Below are 4565 nucleotides of genomic sequence, written 5' to 3'. Positions count from 1 at the left end.
GCTGCCTTTTTCCCTAAAACGGCAGATCCGTTATGCTGAATATGGCCAGGAGCATCGAAATAACGATAAATCCGATAACAAGACCCATCGCGAGGATCATGATAGACTCAAGAAAGCCCACGAACCTCTTGACCGTCTCTTTCAGGTTCTTCTCGTAAGCAGCAGCGACCTTGATGAGCATTGTATCGAGCTGGCCTGTTTCTTCTCCTACTTTTATCATGGACAGGGCGAGAGGGGGAAACACGCCGGCATCAGCCAGCGGAACCGATATGCCTTTGCCTTCCTTTGCGCCTTTTGTAACGTTATCGAGGGCGGAAGCTATAGCCTGATTGTTGATAACATCCCTGGAATTATCAAGGGCCTGGAGAAAGGAAACCCCGCTTCTGATAAGTGTGCCGAGGGTTCTGCAGAATCTTGCTGTCTCAAGTTTCTTTACCAGATCGCCGAATAGCTTGAGCTTCAGGGTATCCCAATTATATCTCCCCCGGGGTGATCGTAGATACGATTTTACAATGCCCCACATCATTACAAGGAACAGCAGGATAGCCCACCAGTAGGATCGCAGGCCGCTGCTTATGCCAAGAAGGACCTTGGTGGATAACGGTATGGAACCTCCGATCTCGGCAAATATGACGGAAAATTTGGGGAGCACAAGTGTAAGGAGTATAATGATCGAGGCGCCGCCTGTAACACTGAGTATAATTGGATATATCATGGCTGAAAATATGTTGTCCTTCAATTCTTTGGCCGATTCGAGAAATTCATTCAGCTTGTCAAGCACAACATCGAGCACGCCGCCGGTCTCGCCTGCCCGGATCATATTTATGTAAAGCTTTGGAAAGGCCTTTGGATGCTTCTGCAGCGCATCGGAGAACGATCCTCCCTCACGTATGGATTTGAGAATAGACTGAACGATCTTTTTCATCTCTTTGCCTTCCGATATCTCGGAGAGAATGTTAAGGCTTCTGTCAAGAGGTAAACCGGCGCTTAACAGCACGGACAGTTCTGTCGTGAAAGTAAGCAGATCGCCCCTTGATCGCCTGAAGCCGATCTTCCCCTGCCAGCCCTTCTGTTTGGGCGCCACTATTTTTAAGGGGATAACACCTGTATTCTTGATTCGCTCTATGGCGAGCTTTTCATCGGTGGCCTCGATGACGCCTTCAATGGTTTCACCATCCATGGTAGTTGCCCGGTAGGAAAAGACAGCCATTATGCCTCCTGTGTGACTCTCAATACTTCACTCATGGTCGTCACACCCATCTTCACCTTTTCCATTCCATCTTCAAACAAGGTCTTCATGCCCTGTTGTCTCGCTGTTTCCCTCAGTTGGTTTGCATCAGCATTTTTGAGGATCATCATCCGTATCGCCTCGTTGACCGTGAGCAGTTCAAATATACCTGACCTGCCATAATAACCGGTGAAGGCGCACACATCGCACCCTTTGCCGCTGAAGAGAACAGTGTCACCGCTCAACCCGAACATCGCAAATTCTTCCCGGTCGATTTTTGAGGTATCGATTTCTTTACAATGAGGGCATATGACCCTTACAAGGCGCTGCGCGAGGATACCCCTTATCGTTGAGGAGAGAAGAAAACTCTCTACCCCCATATCGAGAAGCCTTGTAATAGAGCTCGGTGCATCGTTCGTGTGGAGCGTGGAGAAAACGAGATGCCCCGTGAGGGCCGACTGTATTGCGATCTCGGCAGTATCAAGGTCCCTGATCTCCCCGATCATGATTACGTCCGGGTCCTGCCTGACGATATGTCGCAAGGTATTGGCAAAGTTCAGCCCTATCTGCGACTTGACCTGTATCTGGTTTACCCCCTTGAGCTGGTATTCAATGGGGTCCTCAACGGTGATGATCTTTTTATCCGGCGTATTGATCTTGTCCAGGGCACCATAGAGGGTTGTGGTCTTCCCGCTTCCCGTTGGGCCCGTCACGAGGACAATGCCGTTCGGTTTCTTGATAAGCCGGTTGAAGGCAGCAAGGGTATCGGGGGGGAAACCCAGCAGGTCAAGGTCTATGATGATGCTCTCTTTGTCGAGAATCCTCATAACCACACTCTCGCCATGGAGGATCGGAATTGTAGACACGCGGAGATCTATCTCTCTTTCCTCGATCTTTAAACGTATACGGCCGTCCTGAGGCAGTCTTCTCTCGGAAATATTCAGCTTCGCCATGATCTTGATCCTCGAGACGACAGCGGCCTCCAGTTTTTTCGGAGCGGCCTCAACGTCATGAAGAACCCCGTCTATCCGGTATCGTACTTTCAATTCATCCTCAAAGGGTTCTATATGGATGTCGCTCGCCCTGCTTTCAATGGCCCTTGAAATGAGCAGGTTGACGAGCTTGATAATGGGGGCCTCTGAGGCAAGGTCTTTAAGGTGGCCTACATCTTCCTCTTCTTCGCGGATAAACTCAAACCCCTGCTGGTCCATGTCCTCGATGATCCGGTTTATATTCTGGGGACCCTGATCGTAGAACCTCGATACGTAATCGTCTATTAGCTGACGGTCGCCGCCATAGACAATGATATCGGCTGCTGTGGCTACTCTCAGGGCTTCGATGATCTCACGGTCGCCGGGGTTTGCCAGGATTACCTTCAGCACATTATTCTTCAGTTCGACGGGAATGATCTTGTTTTCACGGATGAACCTGGGGGAGATGACATCCAGTACAAGGGGAACTTTAGGGAAATCTTCAGGCTTTACATATATGATTCCATCATCAGCCATTGTCAGTAACTCCCTGTAACCTCATGCCCCGTTTTGCCATTATTGTTAGTCTACGGGTTAACCTTGCCTGGCAGAGGGGCTTTGTCAGGATTAACAGGTTGCTGGGGAGGCGGTACTTGTCCGCCGGAAGGTATATCCCTGTAGGGTATTACTACGTCGGGTGCCTTGCCCGCACCTTTCCTGATCTGAACGCCGCTTTTCAATAACTCGTTCTTTTTTATTCCCCCCTTCGTGGTGGCGACATCGGTGATGTTGTCAATATACTCGTTGGTGATATTCTTTGCTTCTTTCTGGTCCTTGAGAACATGAGGAGTAAGGAGGATGATAAGCTCCTGCCGCCGCGATTCTCTTGAGGTATTGCCGAAGAGGTATCCCAGTATAGGTATTTTCGACAAAAAGGGCACCCCTACCTGTGAATTTGTAGTATCTTCCCTGATGAGGCCCCCGATGATGATTGTCTGGCCATCCTGGACCGCGAGGCTCGTCGCTGCCTCTGTCTTGTTGACGATGATCTGTTTTTCAGAGGCGGTGAGCTGGATAGTATCGAAGGTAGAGACCTCCTGAGATAATTCAAGGGCGATCAGACCGCTGTCGTTGATCTGGGGTTTCACTTTGAGGATGATGCCTATGTCTTTATACTCGATTGTCCTCTGGGGGGCGACGGTCGTTGACCCGAATGTCTCCGATGTCACGATAGGCACCTGCTGTCCCACCTGTATGCGTGCTTCCCGGTTGTCGGAAACAAGGATGTGCGGCGCTGCAAGCAATTTGCCCTTGGAGTCGTTCACGAGGGCATTGATGTAAGCCCTGATTTGATTTCTTTCATCGAAACCGACATAGTTGAATCCCGTGCCGGATGGTTTTAAGGTCGGATCGGTGCTGCCATAATTAGCAAGGGTATCAGCATTAATGCCTATATCACCGCTTATGCCTGACTTGCCAAAGCTGATCTGGGTCTTGAACCTGTATGCAAGCCCAAGGCTCATATTGTCCGTCAGGTTGACCTGAGCGATGATACCTTCGATAACGACCTGTCTCGGAATAATGTCTATATTGGCTATTGTCTCTTTGATCGTCTGGTAGTCCTCAGGCGTTGAAAGGATTATGATGGAGTTTATAATCTCATCGGCAAATATCCTGGTTATATCCGATACAAGCATCTCCCCGGTCGCCGCTCCTCCTGACTGTACCGGTTGCGGGAGTACCTGGGCAACCTGGGGGGTTGCCTGTCGCCCGGACTTCGTGGTAGTGCCGGGACTGCTTGTTGTTCCGGTCCCTGTCCCGGTCTTTGCACCGAGGAATATCTGCTGGAGCAAAGCGGCAATATCCTTGGCCTTCCCATTCTGGACAGGATAGACAAAGACCTGCGCTCTTTTTCTTTTTTGAGTTTCGTTGTCAAAGGTCTCGATGAGCCTGAGTATCCTCCGCACGCTCGCATCGGTATCAACAATGATTATCTGGTTGCTCTTGGGCACATCGAGTATGACCGCATTTGCTGACACAAAAGGTGTAATCAGTTTCACGATCTCCGTCGATTGGAGATAGATAATCGGCACTACCTGGATCAAAGACTTGCCCGTGGTAGGTATCTTGTCGGCATCCCGTCCGAACGAAACCGGGGAGGGCTCCCGCGAGATATCACTTAGAGGCACAACCCTGTAAAGACCGCTCTCCTCTACAACGCCGATACCATTGATCCTCAGTATCACTTCCATGACCGGGAGCACCTGGTCTCTGCTGACTGGCGCCACTGACCTGAAAGTCACGCGTCCCTTGACCTTGGGATCGACCACGTAATTGACCCGCAGGATATCTCCGAAAACTGTCTG

3 protein-coding genes are annotated in these 4565 nt (G+C 50.3%); all 3 read right to left on the bottom strand.

Going from position 1 to position 4565, the window contains the following annotated elements; translation table 11 throughout:
• Nucleotides 1–13: 13 nt before the first annotated feature.
• Nucleotides 14–1210: a type II secretion system F family protein gene (locus PHU49_12995; protein ID MDD5244924.1), complete on the bottom strand. Its 1197-nt coding sequence runs from the start codon at nucleotides 1208–1210 to the stop codon at nucleotides 14–16.
• Complete coding sequence (gene gspE / locus PHU49_12990; protein ID MDD5244923.1) at nucleotides 1210–2736, bottom strand: type II secretion system ATPase GspE; 1527 nt, start codon at nucleotides 2734–2736, stop codon at nucleotides 1210–1212. The genes PHU49_12995 and gspE overlap by 1 nt, the downstream gene beginning before the upstream one ends.
• Before the next feature lie 50 nt (nucleotides 2737–2786).
• On the bottom strand, nucleotides 2787–4565 hold a 1779-nt coding region (locus tag PHU49_12985), incomplete at its 5' end, for a secretin N-terminal domain-containing protein (GenBank protein MDD5244922.1).

The sequence above is a fragment of the Syntrophorhabdaceae bacterium genome (assembly GCA_028713955.1).
Lineage (GTDB): Bacteria > Desulfobacterota > Syntrophorhabdia > Syntrophorhabdales > Syntrophorhabdaceae > UBA5609.
Note: the sequence above shows the minus strand (reverse complement) of the source record. Positions and strands in the feature narration are given on the sequence as shown.